This is a genomic window from Flagellimonas sp. (assembly GCF_965215805.1).
GTDB lineage: Bacteria > Bacteroidota > Bacteroidia > Flavobacteriales > Flavobacteriaceae > Flagellimonas.
Genome location: NZ_OZ244124.1, coordinates 3,794,966 through 3,813,069 on the forward strand (window position 1 = coordinate 3,794,966; position 18,104 = coordinate 3,813,069).

Genomic DNA, 18,104 nt, shown 5'->3' on the forward strand with positions numbered 1-18,104 from the left:
CTATAAAGCTATCTCGGCTTGATAATCTTAATACCGATAATTACCTACTTTGCAAATACTACCAGAAAAGTGTGCACGAATTATACGTTTTCGAATTTAGTACTTGGTTATAAAGCGTAAACATTTATTCCCCTGTACTAACATTTCGGTAATACCCCTTATTCGGAATCTCAATGACATATTTTTTACGTGAAGCATTATTCAGATGAGGTTCACGCAACCAAGGGTTATGCCTTTTTAGGATTTTGTAATTGATTTCGTAAAGCTTGGCAAAGTCTGCCCAGCTGGTCACGGCCGTATCTACCTGCACGGAAAATGTCGGTACTGTATTATAAAAATCTTCCTCCCCCACATCAAAACCATACTTGTCAGGATTGGAAAGAATCTCCTTGAGGGCCAAAATTCGGAACACGTAGCGTCCAGTCTCCTGCCCCAACAGAAGATCATAGTAATTTTCCACTTTTTGGATATTCATATACTTCTGCACCCCTGCAGGACCAGCATTGTATGAGGCTGCTGTCAAGGTCCAGGTACCAAAGCGCTTTTTCCATTTGTTGATATACTCACAAGCCGCTTGGGTAGATTTCTCAATATGATACCGTTCATCCACATTGGCATTGACCTCCAATCCATATTCCCTGCCTGTGGCTCTCATAAAATGCCACATGCCTGCCGCTCCTTTGGGTGAGGCTACATCTATCAGTGCACTTTCCGCAACCGCCAAATATTTAAAATCGTCAGGAATTCCATTTTTGGCCAAAATGGGTTCTATGATGGGGAAATACTTATTCGCCCTTTTCATCAACAATAAAGCATTGGATTGCCAATAGGTGTTCACCAAAAACTCACGGTCTACACGTTCCAAAACCTCGGGGTCATCCAACGGAACTGCTTCCCCTGCAAAATTCAAGTCTTCTGGAATTTCGATGGCACTGATTCGATATCCATCGGCTACATTTTTGTCGTTTTCAGCGCTTTGTTCTCCAGAATTAGCTTGAACAAAATCCCCAGGTTTGGACTGTACCGCAAAAATCAAACTTCCTACCACAACCACTAGTCCAATTACGGCCAGTACGTTCTTAACATGCTTCATAGATTACCTCATTTGTTTGGTTAAAGATACTATATAGAACTTCCTTCTTCTAAAATAATTGCGGGAAGGTGCTCATTAAACCATCTTGCCCTATGTATTATCATGGTATGTGTTCCATTTTTGACAGTGATGCAATCCTTGATTTTTTCAATGGGAAATACGGCATCTTTATCTCCATGGATATGGACAAGATTGGGAACGGAAGCGGGTGGATTCCAATTGACAATATTGTCTATTGCCCAATCTATATACCGTTTATCCCTAACGGACAAATAGGTTTCATAAAGATCCAGCCGTTTGGTAGCTCGTTCCCCAAACGCATATCTAGCCAATAGTTCCACATTGTTGACCAGTCCAGTTGGTAATAGTTTATGTACCTTGGTATACTTTGCAAACAGCATTTTTTTTGGCAATTCATGCTGATGTTTTACCGCAGAGACCACTATGGCCTTCCTTACCTTGATATGCTGGGCCATTTCCTGAACCAATAGTCCTCCGAAGGAAACTCCCAGTAAAACGGGACTTTCATGTTGAACTTGAGCCACCATTTTTTTAGCATAATCCGCTAGGGACATTCCCTTTTCCGGAACAAACCATTCCAGCCTATGCAGGGCGAAGGTTTCCGGAGGTAATTTAATCCCATCAAAAATAGAAGGATTAGCTGCCATACCAGGCATCAGATACAAGTGGATTTTGGAACGGGGCATTTTTCCCTAATATCAATTGGGCTAGGAAATTAACAAATTTTTGACTAATTTTGTGTCCCTTTTGCAATAGGCCCCGCTCATTTTTGAACAATTAACCAAAAGGGACGATTTTAAATTACCGCTTTGGTAATGTGCTGTGTCAATTTTTAAAACAATACTATATGACAGAAATGGAAATTAATGACAATAGTTTCTTGCGCCAATTTGAAACTAGGGTTGATGGCCATTTGGCTAAAATTGAGTACTCCTCACAAGAACGCAAAGTATTTTTGACCAAATTGGTCATTCCTGAGGAAATTACTCAAGAAGGTTTTAAAGAAACATTCATTAAGGCCGTTTTGCATGAAATTCAAGAGAAAAACCTCAGAGTGGTACCCACAAGTCCGCACATTGCAGGTTTCTTAAGAAAGAACAGACAGTACAAAGAGATGCTTCCCGTAGGAATCCGCATCTAACCCAAGAAAAACAAAACGAGTTGAAGACCTCTCATTATGAGAGGTTTTTTTATGCCAAAATCTTTTCAGGAACAAACTCAAACCTAACCAAACCATCTTCATCAATCTGGGTCAGTTTCACTTGATGTAGCGTATTTACCAATTCGGGATTCCAAGGCGCTTTTACCTTCACATAATTTTCCGTGAATCCATGTATGTACCCTGATTTGTTCTCGCCCTCAAACAAGACTGTTCGGGTGCTCCCCAATTGACTTTCATAAAACGCCCGGCGTTTTTTGGCAGAAAGCCCTCGAAGCATTTTGCTTCGCTTGGCCCTAACATTTTTGGGAACAACATTCCCCATTTCAGCGGCAAGGGTATTATCCCTTTCGGAATAGGTGAAAACGTGCAAATAGGAAATATCCAATTCATTCAGGAAGTGGTAGGTTTCCAAGAAGTGTTCCTCTGTTTCTCCTGGAAAACCAACAATCACATCCACTCCAATACAAGCATGGGGCATTACTTGTTTTATTCGTTGCACCCTATCCACATATAGATTGGATAAGTAACGACGGCGCATCTTTTTAAGAATCTCATCACTCCCACTTTGCAATGGTATATGAAAGTGAGGGACAAAGGAATTGCTCTTTGATACAAAATCGATGGTTTCGTTCTTCAAGAGATTGGGTTCGATGGAGGAAATACGAAGGCGGTGAATGCCATCTACTTCGTCCAACGCTTTCACCAACTCAAAGAAAGTATGTTCATGCTTTTTGTTGCCAAATTCTCCCTTTCCGTAATCGCCTATGTTTACACCCGTCAGCACAATTTCCTTGATGCCCTTGGAGGCAATTTCAGCAGCATTGGATAACACATTGTCCAAAGTATCACTTCGCGAGATCCCTCTTGCCAATGGGATAGTACAATAGGTGCACTTGTAGTCACAGCCATCCTGAACCTTTAAAAATGCGCGGGTCCTATCCCCAATGGCGTAACTACCCACATAAAAATCAGCATCTTCAATCTCACAGGAATGCACTTCTCCGTGCTCATTTTTGGTAAGGTCGTTAAGGTAATCGGTAATCTTAAACTTTTCCGTTGCACCCAAAACCAAATCCACTCCGTCAACCGCAGCCAATTGCTCCGGTTTCAATTGCGCATAGCATCCCACAGCGGCAACAAAGGCCTCCGGATTACTTTTTTGGGTTTGTTTTACAATGGTCTTAAAGCGTTTGTCCGCATTTTCTGTGACAGAGCAGGTGTTGATCACATAAATATCGGCCTTCTCATCAAAGTCCACACGGTCAAAGTCCACCTTTTCAAAACTTCTGGCTATGGTAGAGGTTTCGGAGAAATTAAGCTTGCAACCCAAGGTATAAAAAGCAACTTTTTTGCGCATTGACCCTTCTTAAATTTTGGGCTGCAAAGATAGTGATTCGTTGGGACTTAGGTTGTTCTGAATGTATTCCAATTTTGAATGGCCTTTAAAACGAATAAGTGATTCCCATAACAAAATCCCAGCAGAACTGTATTGCATAATACGCAAAACTTGGACTATTTTAGTTGACCGCATAAAAACCCACCAAAATTGCACTCATGAAGAACTTTTGGCTCTTTGCATTCATCTTATTTCTTTCACCAATTTCCGCTCAAGAAAAGACAGACATCAAATGGTGGAATCCGGCTGAGCATGAGTTCCCGGTGATTTCAGGCCAAGCTTGGTCCAATGAGGTGGAATCCCAGTTTCACAGACTTCCTGCCCGTGCAGAACAAAACGTTAGAAAAGCGGTTTGGAACTTATCGAAGCAAGCGGCTGGCCTATCCATCAGGTTTTGGAGCAACGCCAAAAACATCCGGGTAAAATACACGCTCAAAGGAGGCCTATCCTTACCCCATATGCCGGCCACAGGGGTCAGTGGATTGGATTTGTACGGTAAAACACCTCACGGAGACTGGATACGCCATTGGGGGTTCTATTCCTTGGATAAGGAAAGTAACTATACCTTCACCATTGATTCGGATACGGAGACCTACTATCAATACGGTAGGGAATATCAGCTCTTTTTGCCACTTTACAATGAAATAGAAAGTTTGGAAATCGGAATAGAGGATGGTTCCTTTTTGAATCCGCTTCCCATAAGAAAAGAGAAGCCCATTGTAGCCTATGGTACATCCATTTGCCAAGGAGCATGCGCCTCCCGACCCGGAATGGCATGGACCAATATATTGGAACGTAGACTGGATAGATCCATAATCAATCTTGGCTTTTCTGGGAATGGCAGAATGGAACCCGAACTCATTGATTTAATGACCGAAATTGACGCCAAACTATATATCCTGGATTGTCTTCCCAACCTGAGTCCAAACCGCGATAATACCCAACTACTGGTATTGAATGCCGTAAAAAGACTCAAGGAGTCAAAACCCCATACCCCAATAATTCTGACAGCACATGTGGGTTACGCCGATGATTTTACCAACCAAGAAAACAAAGACCGATACATACCTCTAAATGAAGACCTCGAGAACGCATTTAATCAGTTAAAATCTGAGGGGTATACGGATGTTTTCTTGTTGGCGAAGGACTCTATCGGCCTAGGGTTTGATTCTTTTGTGGATATCATTCATCCCAATGATTATGGGATGCTACAGTACGCCGATGCTTATGAACAAATGATTCGTGAAATTCTGAATGAACCCAAAGGGGAAATTTCCACCACCATCCCCAAAACACAAAGTAGGGATATAGCGGTGTATCAATGGGAAAACAGACACCAAGCCATTCTTGAAGGCAACCAGCAAAACCCAACCAAAATCTGTCTGTTCGGGGATTCCATCATCAATTTTTGGGGCGGGGAACCAAAGTCCAGTATTGCCAACGGAGCGGATTCCTGGGATGAGGTCATGATGCCGCTTGGTGTTCGGAATTTTGGATACGGATGGGATCGCATTGAAAATGTGTTATGGCGGGTACAGCATGGTGAGTTGGATGGATTTGAGGCCGAAAGCATTATCCTTATGATTGGTACCAACAATCTCCACCTCAATACGGATTCTGAGATTATTTCAGGTTTACAAAATTTGATTCAGGCCATAAAAATCCGTCAACCCAAAAGTCAGCTACATCTTATTGGGATACTGCCAAGAACGGGAAAAGAAACTCGGGTCAGGGAAATTAACCTGAAAATTGCCGAATTGGCCCAATTGGAAAACATTGCATATGCCGATATAGGAAGCCCGGTATTATTAGAGAACGGAACTTTAAACGAGTCCTTATTTACCGATGGCCTTCACCCAAACGCTAAAGGATATAGATTGCTTGCCAAACAGTTGGTCGCGCAGCTTCAAAAGGTTTCGGAATAATTATAGCAGGGTATAATGGCCATGTATGCATAGCCAATTCCCATTTTCTTTCACAAAAATTCGGGTGGACTTACCACGGGAAGCAAAGGGTTCACCATTGGTAATACCCTTATCCCTCCAATAATAGGTAATCCAAGCCACATTTCCCTTAACAGTTACAAGAGGTTCGTCCATTTCGGTATGTATCCCTTCTGATTCCTTTACCCAAGCTGCAACTCCCCTAACTTCTGTCTCCTTACCCACTCTGAGGATTGAATCCGTTTCCCCAAATTGGGTAAAATCTGGATGCACATAGGTTGCATAGCGCTCAACATCGCCTTTTTCAATGGCATCCCACATGGATATCAATGTGGATTTGATGGCTTCTTTCTCTTCTTCAACTGTTGCGACAATATCTTCCTCATGCTTTTTTTCGGGAATACAGCTTATCAAAAGAAAACTGGCTATGATAAGGTTTGTAAATGGTTTCATTTTGAATTCGGTTTAAGGCATTTTAACAAAGTAAGCAAAAGTTACCCCCTTTATCTGTTCCTGTCCTTCATAAAATTTCATTCTTTTTCCATTAACTTCGTGGACCTAGCTGCAAAATTCTAATCAACAGATAACTTTTGAACATGCACAAGATTGTCCTTACCCTGTCCCTGCTTCTTTTACTTGTGGGTTGTAACACCAAATCCTCTGATAAGAAGACAGCAACAGATACGCTCCCCAAAATAGCCATCGCAGGAATTGCTATTGAATCCAGTACCTTCTCTCCTGCAGTCACATTGGAGGATGCTTTCCATGCCAAAACCGGAGATGATGTCTTTTCCCTATATCCATTTATGTCCAAAGATTCGCTCTCCAGAAAACGTGCCCATTGGTTTCCAACCCTAAAAGGTCACGCGTTGCCAGGCGGTATCGTAACCAAGGAAACCTATGAATCCTTGGTGGGTAAAACTTTGGAAATGCTTAAGAAAAATGCCCCTTATGACGGGCTCTTTTTTGATATTCACGGGGCTATGAGTGTTGAAGGTTTGGATGACCCCGAAGGGGACTTAATTGCCCGTATTAGGGAAGTGGTAGGATACGAAACACTAATATCCACTTGCATGGATCTGCATGGCAATGTTTCACAAAGGCTTGCAGAACAAACCGATTTAATTACCTGCTATCGCATGGCACCCCACGAAGATGCCATGGAATCCAAAAAAAGGGCGGTAGTGAATCTTCTGGATAGATTGGAAAGCAATCAAGGAAAGCCTGCCTATAAAGCTTGGATTCCAGTTCCTATACTTTTACCAGGGGAAATGACAAGTACCCGTGTTGAACCAGGAAAAAGTCTCTACGCCAAGGTTGCCCCAATCGCTGGTCAGGAAGGTATTGTGGATGCCGCTATATGGGTAGGATATGCATGGGCGGACGAACCTAGAAATCACGCCGTGGTCATGGTAACTGGGGACGACAGGGACAAAGTAACCCAAGGTGCTGAACAACTGGCCAGTAGTTTTTGGGAGGCTAGAAATGCCTTTGAGTTTGTGGCACCGACCACAACTTTGGAAGAAAGCTTAAAAAAAGCACTGTCCAGCAAGGAAAAACCCTTTATCATCAGTGATATGGGAGACAACCCAACCGCTGGTGGCGCCGGTGATGTTACATGGACCTTGAGAGAGTTATTGGCTAGATCGGAATTTTCTTCCCCCAATGGCCCGAGTTTGATTTATGCTTCCATTCCTGGCCCAGATTTGGTGCAAAAAGCAGTGGAATTGGGTGTGGGAGAAAAAATATCGGCTTTGGCGGGAGCCCAGGTGGACAGCCGTTTTTCACCTCCCATTGAACTCTCGGGAACTATAGAGGCGATCAAGCATGGGGATAGGCATGCCGAAACGGAAGTGGTAGTGAAAGTGGGAAGTATTTCAGTAATCGTTACCAAAAAAAGGAAGCCTTACCACAGGGAAAGTGACTTTACCAATTTGGGATTGAATCCTAGAAGCTCCGATATCCTAGTCGTGAAAATTGGGTATTTGGTACCTGAACTTTACAATATGAGAGGGGATTGGATTATGGCTCTTACTCCTGGAGGAGTAGATCAAGATTTGGAGCGCTTGGGCTATCAACGAATCAATAGACCCATGTTTCCGTTGGATAAAGACATGGAAGATCCCAATCTGAAGGCCCGACTCATTCCTCAATCCGGTAGCACCACAAAATAAAGAACCTAAAATATCAGAGACAAATTGGATTGAATCAGTAATTCCGCCATTTTTTGGTCAGTTCAAAGACATGCTCCAAAATACGGGCTTCCACATCGTCAAATTCCCTTCCTCTTCTGGCCATCATGACCTTAGCCGCTTCAAATGCCCTTTTAGGCATATAAGTAGAGAAACCTGAAGCTCCTCCCCAACTAAAACTTGGAATGAAATTCCTTGGAAACCCAGGCACATAAATATTGGAATTTACTCCGATTACGGTTCCAGTATTGAACATAGTATTGATGGCAGTCTTGCTGTGGTCTCCCATCATCAAGCCACAAAACTGAAGTCCTGTATGGTCAAACTTTTGTGTCTCATAATTCCACATCCGAACTTTGGCATAGTTGTTCTTAAGGTTGGAGTTGTTGGAATCCGCTCCAATGTTGCACCATTCCCCTAAAACAGCATTCCCTAAATACCCTTCATGACCTTTACTGGAGTAACCAAAAATTACAGAGTTGCTGATTTCACCGCACACCTTTCCATGGGGGCCAACTGTAGTGGGTCCATAAATCTTTGCTCCCATTTTTACCACAGCTTTTTCGCAAAGTGCCAAACCACCACGAATCAGCGCACCTTCCCATACTTCAGCATTGGCTCCAATGTAAATAGGGCCATTGGAAGCATTTAGGATACTGTGTTCCACACTTGCTCCTTCTTCCAAAAAGATATTTTCTGGATTTATGAGTTTATTGGTATCCGAAATTGGGGCACTTTTCCTTCCCTCGGTGATGAAATCATAATCGGCCTGGAGAGCCTCCCCATTTTTGGAAAAAATATCCCAAGTAAAATCTACTGTGATAAGTTCTCCCTTATACGTTTTCATTTTGTAAATGGAAAAATCCGGCTCCGAATTAGGATTTGTGGTGTGATAGGCCACAACCTTGTCCCCATATTGAATCGCCTCATTTGCTGAAAGGGCACTTACCATTTCAGACAGACCTTGGTCGGGTACGATGGCTCCATCTATGACCACGTTTTCCTTTGCGGAAACCATGGGATACTTCTCGGACAGATATTCCTCTGTCTTAAAACTTAGCTTGGTTTTGAGTCTTCGTTCCCATTTTTCCGTAATGGTCAATATGCCAATTCGTATTTCTGCAACGGGTCTGGTAAATGTAAAGGGAAGTAGTGCGGTCCTTCTGGGGCCATCGGCCAGGATATAATTCATGCTGGTTGTTTCTAACTGTAAAAATAAAAAACGCCCCTGATTAAAAATCAAGGGCGCCTTATCTATTTATTAAGAAGTTGACTACTCAGCCTTTTCTTCTTTGTTGAATTTCTTGTACTTGTTCTTGAACTTGTCAATTCTACCAGCGGTGTCCACCAATTTGGTTTTACCAGTATAATACGGATGTGAAGTTCTGGAGATTTCCAATTTTACCAAAGGATACTCAACACCGTCCACGGTAATGGTTTCTTTGGCATCAGCAGTAGACTTTGTTATGAATACATCGTCATTGGACATATCTTTAAAAGCTACCAATCTATAATTTTCTGGGTGTATACCTTTTCTCATCGCCTTAAAAACTTATTCTCAGAATTTTCGAGCTGCAAATTTAATGATTTCTTTTAGAATCCCAACCCAAAAACATTAAAAAAGAAAAAATCTACCTTTAACTGTAACAAAACCTTAACAAAGGTCACTAACAGACAGCTATCAATCTAAAATAATCTTTTAAAATGGAAGAAAATCAACCTAAAGTGGGTACCTACTCACGGAATTATGGTGCTTTGGCGGGAGCAGCGGGAATTATCTTTTCCCTAATGCTTTATTTGGCAGATATGCACCACGAAAGAAGTTTTGCAATTCAGGCCGTCCAATATCTTATCCTTGCCGTCTTTGTTGTCCTTGCAATTTTACAGTTTAAAAAGGCCAATGGAGGTTTTATAAGCTTGGTTCAAGCCATAAAGATAGGTCCTGGAGTTGCCGTGGTCAGTTTTATTTTGGGCATTATCTATTTTCTTATTTTTTCCAATGTTATCGAACCAAATTTTATGGAACAGGCCTATGAATTAGGTCGGCAACAAGCCATGGAACAAAATCCAAATTTAACTGCCGAACAAGTTGACCAAAGCATTGAAATCCAGAAAAAGTTCTTCTGGGTCATTATGGCGGTGTTCATGCTCTTGTCGGTAATTTTTGGATTTATTGTGAGCCTTATAACAGGTCTTATAGTGAAAAAGGACAAACCTGCCTACTAACACAAAAAATGCTACTTTTGAAGGGAATTCCAGAAAGAAACAATGCAGATTTCCATTGTAATCCCTTTACTTAACGAGCAAGAATCACTTACAGAACTCCATGATTGGATTGTACAGGTTATGCAATCCAATCGTTTTTTGTACGAGGTTATTTTTATTGACGATGGCAGTGTGGATGATTCTTGGAAAACCATACAAGAGCTTTCAGAAAAAAATGAAAACGTTAAGGGGATTCGATTTTTAAAGAACTACGGAAAGTCTCAGGCCCTGCATGCCGGTTTTGAAGCCGCCAAAGGAGAGGTTGTCATTACCATGGATGCGGATTTACAGGACAATCCCGAAGAAATCCCCGAACTGTATAACCTCATCAAGCAAGACAACTATCATATTGTCTCTGGCTGGAAAAAGAAACGCTACGATTCCATAATCACCAAGAACATCCCATCCAAGCTGTTCAATTGGGCGGCAAGAAGGACATCAGGGGTCAAACTCCATGATTTTAACTGCGGACTCAAGGCCTTCAACAAAAATGTGGTCAAAAACATCGAAGTTTCTGGAGAAATGCATCGGTACATCCCTGTACTTGCGAAAAATGCCGGTTTTTCCAATATTACCGAAAAGGTGGTGCAGCATCAGGCCAGAAAATATGGGAGCACCAAATTTGGCGCGGAACGTTTTGTAAATGGATTTTTGGATTTGATTACCATTTGGTTTGTCTCCAAATTTGGCCGTCAACCCATGCATCTTTTTGGCGCATTGGGTGTAATTATGTTTTTGGTGGGATTTGGTTTTTCCATCTATCTGGGAATAGACAAACTCTTTTTAAACCCTACTGGCCGCTTAATAACCGACCGACCCCAGTTTTATATTGCCTTAGTGGCCATGGTTATCGGAACCCAGTTATTTTTAGCTGGCTTTTTGGGTGAAATAATGGTTCGCTCAAGAAAAAATGATACCCGATATACCATCTCCAAGAAAATTAACATTTAACCGAGGCCAATTTCATATTCTTTGTACTTTTAACACGAAGAAAATTACATTATTTCATGGATTCCATCACCGCAAACGCCAAGACTTGGCTTACCGATTTTTTTGACGCAGACACCAAAAAAGAAGTTCAACACCTTATAGAAAACGATACCGAAGAATTAAAGGAACGTTTTTACAAGGATTTGGAATTTGGAACCGGGGGAATGCGAGGAGTCATGGGGGTTGGAACCAACCGAATCAACAAATACACTTTGGGCAAAAATACCCAGGGACTCAGCAATTATTTAAAAAAAGTTCATGGCAACACCGATATCAAAGTGGTTATTGCCTATGATTGCCGTCACAATTCGGACACTTTGTCTAAAACAGTATCTGAGGTTTTTGCTGCGAATGGAATCCAAGTTTATTTGTTCTCCGAATTGCGAACAACGCCAGAACTTTCTTTTGCGGTAAGACATTTGGGCTGTCAAGCGGGAATTGTTCTGACTGCATCCCACAATCCGCCTGAATACAATGGGTACAAAGTGTACTGGGCAGATGGAGGTCAAATTGTACCACCACAGGATGGTGAAATTATAGCTGAAATAGATTCGCTTTCTTTTGAGGATATAAAGTTTGAGGCGGATGGCGGGCTTATTCAACTTATAGATAAAGAGGTGGATGAGGCTTTCTTTGAAGCTTCGGTAAGCAAAGGCAGTTTTGGCGCCAAGGGAAAGGATGACTTCAAAATTGTGTTCACCTCCTTGCACGGCACTTCCATTACCGCTATTCCCGAGGTGTTGAAAAGAGCAGGCTACAACAACGTCACCATCATAGAAGAACAGGCCAAACCTGATGGGGCATTCCCTACTGTGGAGTCTCCAAATCCGGAAGAACCTGCCGCTTTGGCCATGGCCATTGAAAAGGCAGAAGCCATTGGAGCCGATATGGTAGTGGGTACCGACCCTGATAGTGATCGCCTAGGGATAGCCGTTAGAAACTTGAAAGGTAAAATTGAATTGCTCAATGGTAACCAGACCATGATCATGATGACCAAGTTTTTGTTGGACAAGTTCAAGGACAAAGGATTGCAGGGCAATGAGTTTGTAGCTTCTACCATTGTATCCACACCCATGATGCAGCAAATGGCAAAAGCCTATGGGGTGGAATGCAAGACTTCCCTGACCGGATTTAAGTGGATTGGCAAAATGATCAAGGACTTCCCGGATTCCCAATTTATAGGCGGAGGAGAGGAAAGTTTTGGGTATATGGTAGGCGATTTTGTTCGGGATAAGGACGCCGTTACCTCTACCCTACTGGCTTGCGAAATAGCTTCAGATGCCAAAGCCAGTGGCAGCTCTTTTTATGAAGAACTGATCAACTGCTACGTAAGTTTTGGTTTTTATAAGGAGAAACTGATTTCCCTGACCAAAAAAGGAATCAGCGGCGCTGAGGAAATCAAGCAAATGCTGATTGATTTTAAAGAGAATCCCGTGGATTCCGTTCAAGGTTCCAAAGTGGTTTGGATTGAGGATTATAATACTTCAACTGCCAAAAATGTACAAACTGGGGAGGAAAAGGCCATTGACCTGCCAAAATCGAATGTTTTGATCTACGAAACCGAAGATGGCACACGAATTGCCGCAAGACCTAGCGGAACAGAGCCCAAGGTGAAGTTTTACATGAGCACCAACGCCACATTACAGAATGCCGCGGATTATAAATCCGTAAATTCGCAGTTGGATGCCAAACTGGAGGGCATCGTTTCCGAATTGAACTTGTAGTGAATGAATTATTTTAAAAAGATTCTCCGTTTTGCGGTTCCCTATCGCAAATACGGTTTTCTCAATATTTTCTTTAATATCCTTTATGCGCTTTTTAGTGCGCTTTCCTTTGCGGCCTTGATTCCCATGCTGGATGTGTTATTCAAGCCCAACGATAAGGTTTTGGTTGAGCCAGTTTATACGGGTATGGGCGGGTTAAAGGATTATCTCCAGGATTACATCAACTATCGGGTCACCGCTTATTCTGGGGATGATGATATGAAAGGACTTATTTTGGTCATTGGACTGGTGTTGGTGTTATTTCTTTTGAAGAACGCCTTCAATTACCTGGCCATGTTCTTTATCACCTTTCTTAGGAATGGGGTACTAAAGGACATTCGGAACAAAATGTACCAGAAAATTGTGGATTTGCCCATTTCCTATTTTTCGGAAAAACGCAAAGGGGATGTTATAGCCAGAATCACTTCGGATGTTTTGGAAATTCAGCACTCTTTTCTATCCATTTTGGAGTTGATTGTAAGGGAGCCTTTGACCATTTTGTTTACCATTTTGATCATGTTCGGTATTAGTGCCAAACTCACCATTTTTGTGTTCATTTTCATCCCTATCGCGGGCATGATCATTTCCCGAATTGGAAAGTCGCTAAAGCGAAAATCGGATAAAGTACAGAAAGAACAAGGCGAGTTTTTGTCCATTGTGGAGGAAACTTTGGGTGGTTTACGGGTCATCAAGGCCTTTAACTCTGAATCTCGATTTTTCAATACCTTCAAAAAATCTACAAACCGCTTTTTTAGATTTTCCAACTCCCTATTGAACAGGCAAAACCTAGCCTCGCCCACAGGTGAATTTTTAGGCATATTGGTTATTGGAGTATTACTATGGTTTGGAGGTAAGATGGTCTTGGTGGACAAAACCCTGGATCCCTCCTCTTTTATAGCCTACATGGGACTGGCATATAATATTCTAACCCCCGCAAAGGCCATTAGCAAGGCTTCCTACGGAGTTAGAAAGGGAAATGCCGCCGCAGAACGGGTGTTGGAAGTTTTGGAATCTGAAAATCCAATCGCAGACGGTCAAAATGCCATAGAAAAAACAGATTTTTCCAAGAGCATATTCCTCAAGGAAGTTTCCTTTAAGTATGAAGATGATTATGTGCTGGAAAACTTCAATCTGGAGGTCAAAAAAGGGCATACCGTGGCCTTGGTTGGCCAATCCGGAAGTGGGAAAAGTACCATCGCCAATTTGGTCACGCGTTTTTACGATGTGAACGAGGGTGAAATCAACATTGACGGAACCAATATCAAAGACATTTCCAAAAAATCCCTTCGTGGACTTATGGGATTGGTGACGCAGGATTCTATCTTGTTCAACGATACCGTTAAAAACAATATTGGTCTGGGCAAAGAGGGCGCTACGGAAGAAGAAATTATGGAAGCTGCCAAAGTGGCCAATGCCCATGAATTTATCATGGAACTTCCCAATGGCTACGATACCAATATCGGGGATAGCGGAAATAAATTGAGTGGAGGCCAAAAACAACGGTTGTCCATAGCAAGGGCCGTGTTGAAAAACCCTCCCATCATGATTTTGGACGAGGCCACTTCCGCTTTGGACACGGAGAGCGAGAAGCTCGTTCAGGATGCACTGGAAAAAATGATGCAAAATCGAACCTCCATTGTTATTGCGCACCGTCTGTCCACCATCCAAAATGCAGATTCCATAGTAGTCCTCAGCAAAGGAAAAATTGTGGAGCAAGGCACCCATGAAGAGTTGATGAAATCCCAAAAAGGTTACAAAAAGCTAGTGGAAATGCAGACGCTTGGGTAAGTTCAAGTTCAAAATTCCAAATTCCAAATTCCAAATTCCAAAAATCTAAGAATCCAAAATCGAACATCTGACATCCAACACCCAGCACTCGACACCTGACATCTGACATCTGACATCTGACCTCTGACATCTGACCTCTGACATCTGACCTCTGACAATCAAAACTCCAAATCCCAAATTCCAAGGATCCAAAATTCAAAACCCAAGCTCAAGCTCTAACAATCCAAAAATCCAAGCATCTGACATCTGACATCTGGCATCTGGCATCTGGCACCCAAGACTGAAAGAAAAAATTTAAACCTTTTACCTTTACCATAGTCATAGCATCAAATCAACAAAAAATTGATCGCTGAGGAAACCTTAGTCGCTGAGCTAAAACATAAGGATAGTCAAGCTAAAGCCTTTGAAGTGTTGGTCAACACCTATAAGGAACGCTTGTATTGGCATATCCGAAGGATTGTCCTAAATCATGATGATGCTGATGACGTGCTGCAGAATACCTTTATCAAAGTGTATCGAAACATAGACGGCTTTAAAGGGGACAGTAAGCTGTATTCATGGATGTACCGTATAGCAACCAACGAATCCTTGACTTTTTTAAAACAAAAATCCAGGAAGGCGGGTATCAGTGATGAAGAGTTGAAAACGGCAATGGTAGAAAACCTTCAATCCGATGTTTATTTTGAAGGGGATGAGATCCAATTAAAGCTCCAGAAAGCTTTGGCAACACTTCCTGATAAGCAAAAATTGGTTTTTACCATGAAATATTTTCAGGAAATGAAGTACGAAGAAATATCAGAAGTGCTTGAAACCTCGGTAGGTGCTCTAAAAACCTCTTACCATTTGGCGGTAAAGAAAATTGAAACGTATCTTAAAGCAGATTAAACCTTTTTAAGGTTTGGGGGTCAAACAAAAAAGATGGGAAAGGATAAAAAAAATAAATTCAAAACTCCGGAAGGTTATTTCGATAACTTTCATGACCGACTTATGGACAGGATCCAAGAGGAGGATTCCCTAGAGGAAAATTCCATAATTCCTAAGTCGGACGGTTTTGCTGTGCCCGAGACCTACCTTGAAGACCTTACCCCAAAAGTAATGGCACAACTGGAACCTAAAGAGGTTAAAGTTGTTCAACTTAAATCTTATAAGAAAGTATACTACAGCATAGCTGGAGTTGCCGCAGTATTGCTGTTGTTCTTTGGACTCAATGGGAAGAATACCGATACCATAACCTTTGATGATTTGGCAAATTCTGAGTTGGAAGCCTATTTTGATACTACCGACTTCAATCTTTCTTCCTATGAAATTGCCGAGGTGGTTTCGTTGGAGCAAATTGAATTATCCGATATGTTGGACCAGCATTTGGGCGAGGAGCAAATTTTGGAATACCTGGATGAAAATGTGGAGGACATTGAGGATTTAAACCTAGACTACAATGATTATGACTAAAAAAATACTCATACTAATTTTCAGTTTTGCCATGGGGACCTCATGGTTTTATGCCCAGGGTCCTGCCCGTGAGCGCATCAAAACCCTAAAAGTGGCATTTATTACGGAGCGTTTGAATCTCACTAGCCAAGAGGCACAATCCTTCTGGCCCATTTATAATGAATATGAAGAAACTTTGGAGCGTATTCGCAGAACCGAACGTATGGAACTTCGCTCCCAAATAGCATTTATCCAGGATTTATCCAATGCGGAGTCTTCTTCCCTATTGACCAAGTTTTTGGATGTGCAAAAAGAAAAGCATGAAGCCCAACTGGAGTTCATCTCCGAGATAAAAACCGTGATTTCGCCTAAAAAGACCTTGCTACTGCTGAAGGCCGAAGAAGATTTTAAAAAGCGACTGCTACAGCAAATGCGAAAACGTAGAGGTGGTGGGTAATTCCCCTTTTCGATAAACTACACAAAAAGGAGCCAATTGGCTCCTTTTTTAATTAAACCATCTCCCATTTCCATAGTCAAAGAAGCAGAAACCATAAAAATCTACATTATGAAAGCTTTAAAAACAATCCTAGTTGTCGTGGCCCTTTTGGGAACAATGGCCGTTAGTGCCCAAAGAACGGTGGTTCGCGTATATCCCAAACACGGAACCGTGGTTACTACCATTAAAAAACCACGAGTAGTGGTGCACAAAAAGACCAATTTCTATTTCGCGGATGGCGTGTGGTACAAAGCCCGTGGAAAAAGGTATGTGGTTTGTGCTGCCCCTGTTGGAATCAGAGTGAAAAGACTTCCCAGAACCCGAACCGTGGTTGTGGTAAACGGAAGAAAACTATATAAATCCAGAGGTATCTGGTATAAAAAATCAGGTCGCCATTATGTGGTGGTCAACGTTTAAGTTGGTTTGGTTAGTAGTTAGAAAAGAGCGGCGATATTCTCGTCGCTTTTTTATTGAAATACCAATTTGGCAATGCGATTTTTTCCTGAGGCATAAGCAACCGTATCATTCAAAAAACGAAGGGAATAAAAGCCTTCATCGCTGAGCCGTTTCCAATGCTGTCCTGAATCTTGGGAATAGGAAATCCCTGTAAACCCAACCGCTACCAATCCTTCGCCATTCGAATTGGGCACATACTGTACACAACTTTTATAGTTGGGTTCCTCCCCATCGGCAATCAATTGCCAAGTAACACCCCCATCTTGGGTAACAACCTTATTGGCTTTGTTGGATTCAGGTTGCGTATAGTCCCCTCCTATAGCAAACCCCACGTTTTCATCATAAAAATCAATGGAATAAATTCCTTCGGTAGGTTTTTCTTTAACAATGGGAGTCGCGGTTTTTGACCATGTTTTACCCTTATCCGTTGATTTATAGACCGCACCGGCGGTTGTCGCAATCCAAGCATTGTTTCCCACAATAACAATATTGGTGTTGCTGGCTGCAAATGCCCCTTCCCCTTCTTCGGCATCGGGCAATTGTGAACAAGGCGATTTAGTCCAGGTATTACCTCCATCCCGCGTAATGATGATGGACAAACACCCATTCATACTATCACCAACGGCCATACCTTCCCTATCATTCCAAAATCTCATGGAATCATAAAAAACACCTTCGCCTTCTTCTTTATATACCAATTCCATTGTTCCCGTATCTCCAGTTTTGTAAAGTAATGCAGGATTTCCAGCAGAAAGCATAAAAAAATCCGAGGTCGTCTTTCCCACAGCCCTGAATCCAGGATAAAGGCTATCATAGACTTGAATATTGGAACGTACTGTATGGGTATTAACATCCACAGTTCCATACACACCGCCACTCCCCGCAAATGCCAAAGTTTTGCTATCCAAAAATTCAATGGCACGTATGCTTACCGAATCTTCAATAACGGTCTTTATCTGAACAGCAGAAAAGCGCTTTGGTCTTTCCTTTTTGGAACAGGCAGCAATCAAAATCAATAAGACAAGCAATTGGAAGTTTTTCATGCAGATGTGTTTGCCCAAATGTAATTGGAATCTTATTAGAAACCATACCTTTGCATTTCTTAATTTTT

The 18,104-nt window shown here is 42.0% G+C and carries 18 protein-coding genes; 11 read left to right on the top strand and 7 right to left on the bottom strand.

Annotation, left to right across the window (positions count from 1 at the left end):
* Positions 1 to 124: 124 nt before the first annotated feature.
* Together ACOOE0_RS16875 and ACOOE0_RS16880 are read right to left on the bottom strand one after the other, a co-directional pair.
* On the bottom strand, positions 125 to 1,093 hold the full coding sequence (locus ACOOE0_RS16875) for a lytic transglycosylase domain-containing protein (RefSeq protein ID WP_420400078.1): 969 nt from the start codon (positions 1,091 to 1,093) through the stop codon (positions 125 to 127).
* A gap of 29 nt (positions 1,094 to 1,122) precedes the next feature.
* Complete coding sequence (locus ACOOE0_RS16880; RefSeq protein ID WP_420400079.1) at positions 1,123 to 1,800, bottom strand: alpha/beta fold hydrolase; 678 nt, start codon at positions 1,798 to 1,800, stop codon at positions 1,123 to 1,125.
* A gap of 161 nt (positions 1,801 to 1,961) precedes the next feature.
* Here ACOOE0_RS16880 and ACOOE0_RS16885 point away from each other — a divergent pair, with 161 nt between their 5' ends.
* Complete coding sequence (locus ACOOE0_RS16885; protein WP_073176257.1) at positions 1,962 to 2,255, top strand: GNAT family N-acetyltransferase; 294 nt, start codon at positions 1,962 to 1,964, stop codon at positions 2,253 to 2,255.
* A 49-nt stretch (positions 2,256 to 2,304) separates the two neighbouring features.
* Here ACOOE0_RS16885 and mtaB read toward each other — a convergent pair whose 3' ends face one another.
* Positions 2,305 to 3,633, bottom strand: a complete 1,329-nt coding sequence (mtaB, locus tag ACOOE0_RS16890) for a tRNA (N(6)-L-threonylcarbamoyladenosine(37)-C(2))-methylthiotransferase MtaB (RefSeq protein WP_420400080.1) — start codon at positions 3,631 to 3,633, stop codon at positions 2,305 to 2,307.
* 197 nt (positions 3,634 to 3,830) lie between these two features.
* Between mtaB and ACOOE0_RS16895 the strand changes: the two genes are divergently transcribed.
* On the top strand, positions 3,831 to 5,597 hold the full coding sequence (locus tag ACOOE0_RS16895) for an SGNH/GDSL hydrolase family protein (protein ID WP_420400081.1): 1,767 nt from the start codon (positions 3,831 to 3,833) through the stop codon (positions 5,595 to 5,597).
* Here ACOOE0_RS16895 and ACOOE0_RS16900 read toward each other — a convergent pair whose 3' ends face one another.
* Positions 5,598 to 6,068, bottom strand: coding sequence for a YybH family protein (locus ACOOE0_RS16900; protein WP_420400082.1), 471 nt, complete (start codon positions 6,066 to 6,068; stop codon positions 5,598 to 5,600). It abuts the gene before it with no gap.
* 143 nt (positions 6,069 to 6,211) lie between these two features.
* Here ACOOE0_RS16900 and ACOOE0_RS16905 point away from each other — a divergent pair, with 143 nt between their 5' ends.
* A complete protein-coding gene (locus tag ACOOE0_RS16905; protein WP_420400083.1) occupies positions 6,212 to 7,789 on the top strand; it encodes a M81 family metallopeptidase in 1,578 nt (525 codons plus the stop codon).
* Positions 7,790 to 7,823: 34 nt separating this feature from the next.
* Here the strand turns inward: ACOOE0_RS16905 and ACOOE0_RS16910 are convergent, their stop codons facing one another.
* Together ACOOE0_RS16910 and ACOOE0_RS16915 are read right to left on the bottom strand one after the other, a co-directional pair.
* A complete protein-coding gene (locus ACOOE0_RS16910) occupies positions 7,824 to 8,999 on the bottom strand; it encodes a GlmU family protein (RefSeq protein WP_420400084.1) in 1,176 nt (391 codons plus the stop codon).
* 81 nt (positions 9,000 to 9,080) lie between these two features.
* Entirely contained in the window at positions 9,081 to 9,347 is a 267-nt protein-coding gene (locus ACOOE0_RS16915) for a type B 50S ribosomal protein L31 (protein WP_420400085.1), read from the bottom strand.
* Between the two features lie 164 nt (positions 9,348 to 9,511).
* Between ACOOE0_RS16915 and ACOOE0_RS16920 the strand changes: the two genes are divergently transcribed.
* The 8 genes from ACOOE0_RS16920 to ACOOE0_RS16955 all read left to right on the top strand — a co-directional run bounded on the left by ACOOE0_RS16920 (position 9,512) and on the right by ACOOE0_RS16955 (position 16,954).
* On the top strand, positions 9,512 to 10,033 hold the full coding sequence (locus tag ACOOE0_RS16920) for a DUF4199 domain-containing protein (RefSeq protein ID WP_420400086.1): 522 nt from the start codon (positions 9,512 to 9,514) through the stop codon (positions 10,031 to 10,033).
* A gap of 42 nt (positions 10,034 to 10,075) precedes the next feature.
* Complete coding sequence (locus ACOOE0_RS16925) at positions 10,076 to 11,023, top strand: glycosyltransferase family 2 protein (RefSeq protein WP_420400087.1); 948 nt, start codon at positions 10,076 to 10,078, stop codon at positions 11,021 to 11,023.
* A gap of 56 nt (positions 11,024 to 11,079) precedes the next feature.
* Positions 11,080 to 12,786 (top strand): phospho-sugar mutase, encoded by a 1,707-nt coding sequence (locus ACOOE0_RS16930; protein WP_420400088.1) that lies wholly within the window; start codon positions 11,080 to 11,082, stop codon positions 12,784 to 12,786.
* Between the two features lie 3 nt (positions 12,787 to 12,789).
* A complete protein-coding gene (locus ACOOE0_RS16935) occupies positions 12,790 to 14,613 on the top strand; it encodes an ABC transporter ATP-binding protein (RefSeq protein WP_420400089.1) in 1,824 nt (607 codons plus the stop codon).
* A 342-nt stretch (positions 14,614 to 14,955) separates the two neighbouring features.
* On the top strand, positions 14,956 to 15,498 hold the full coding sequence (locus ACOOE0_RS16940; RefSeq protein WP_420400090.1) for an RNA polymerase sigma factor: 543 nt from the start codon (positions 14,956 to 14,958) through the stop codon (positions 15,496 to 15,498).
* Positions 15,499 to 15,531: 33 nt separating this feature from the next.
* On the top strand, positions 15,532 to 16,062 hold the full coding sequence (locus ACOOE0_RS16945; RefSeq protein ID WP_420400091.1) for a hypothetical protein: 531 nt from the start codon (positions 15,532 to 15,534) through the stop codon (positions 16,060 to 16,062).
* Positions 16,055 to 16,498, top strand: a complete 444-nt coding sequence (locus ACOOE0_RS16950) for a Spy/CpxP family protein refolding chaperone (RefSeq protein ID WP_420400092.1) — start codon at positions 16,055 to 16,057, stop codon at positions 16,496 to 16,498. The genes ACOOE0_RS16945 and ACOOE0_RS16950 overlap by 8 nt, the downstream gene beginning before the upstream one ends.
* 108 nt (positions 16,499 to 16,606) lie before the next feature.
* Positions 16,607 to 16,954, top strand: coding sequence for a DUF6515 family protein (locus ACOOE0_RS16955; protein WP_420400093.1), 348 nt, complete (start codon positions 16,607 to 16,609; stop codon positions 16,952 to 16,954).
* A gap of 50 nt (positions 16,955 to 17,004) precedes the next feature.
* Here ACOOE0_RS16955 and ACOOE0_RS16960 read toward each other — a convergent pair whose 3' ends face one another.
* Positions 17,005 to 18,036, bottom strand: coding sequence for a WD40/YVTN/BNR-like repeat-containing protein (locus ACOOE0_RS16960; protein WP_420400094.1), 1,032 nt, complete (start codon positions 18,034 to 18,036; stop codon positions 17,005 to 17,007).
* Positions 18,037 to 18,104 lie beyond the last annotated feature (68 nt).